Annotated in this window: 1 protein-coding gene; it reads left to right on the top strand. The window is 68.7% G+C overall.

What is annotated here, in order from left to right; translation table 11 throughout:
- Nucleotides 1-962: alpha-isopropylmalate synthase regulatory domain-containing protein (locus ABT300_RS44400; RefSeq protein WP_351688937.1), on the top strand; the 962-nt coding region annotated here is incomplete at its 5' end.
- Nucleotides 963-1,005: the final 43 nt, after the last annotated feature.

Below are 1,005 nucleotides of genomic sequence, written 5' to 3'. Positions count from 1 at the left end.
GGGGGAGATGCGGTGGAAGGCGCTGCGAAGAGTGCTTCCGGCAGGGAGCGTACGACGCGGACGGCGTCCAGGGCTGCCTGTTCGGGCAGGGCGAGCGCACCGGCAACGTCGACCTGGTCACCCTGGGCATGAACCTGTTCTCCCAGGGCGTCGACCCGCAGATCGACTTCTCCGACATCGACGAGATCCGTCGCACGTGGGAGTACTGCAACCAGATGGAGGTCCACCCGCGCCACCCGTACGTGGGCGACCTGGTCTACACGTCCTTCTCCGGCTCGCACCAGGACGCCATCAAGAAGGGCTTCGACGCCATGGAGGCCGACGCGGCCGCCAGGGGCGTCACCGTCGACGACATCGAGTGGGCCGTCCCGTACCTGCCCATCGACCCCAAGGACGTCGGCCGCTCCTACGAGGCCGTCATCCGCGTCAACTCGCAGTCCGGCAAGGGCGGCATCGCGTACGTCCTGAAGAACGACCACAAGCTGGACCTGCCCCGCCGGATGCAGATCGAGTTCTCCAAGCTCATCCAGGCCAAGACGGACGCCGAGGGCGGCGAGGTCACCGGCTCCGACATCTGGGCGGTCTTCCAGGACGAGTACCTGCCGAACCCGGCGAACCCCTGGGGTCGCATCCAGGTCCGCACGGGCCAGTCGACCACCGACACCGACGGCGTGGACACCCTCACCGTCGAGGCCACGGTCGACGGCGAGGACACCGTCCTGACCGGCACCGGCAACGGACCGATCTCGGCCTTCTTCGACGCCCTGCAGTCCGTCGGCATCGACGTACGCCTGCTGGACTACCAGGAGCACACGATGAGCGAGGGCGCCTCCGCGCAGGCCGCCTCGTACATCGAGTGCGCCATCGGCGACAAGGTCCTGTGGGGCATCGGCATCGACGCGAACACCACGCGCGCCTCGCTGAAGGCGGTCGTCTCGGCCGTCAACCGCGCGAGCCGCTGACCACTCCCCTCAGTGGTTTGGGGCCCCGGCCGCCGTACTCGGC

The sequence above is a fragment of the Streptomyces sp. NPDC001027 genome (genome assembly GCF_040299045.1).
Lineage (GTDB): Bacteria > Actinomycetota > Actinomycetes > Streptomycetales > Streptomycetaceae > Streptomyces.
The sequence above is the reverse complement of the archived record's forward strand: the minus strand, read 5'-3'. Positions and strand labels throughout refer to the sequence as shown.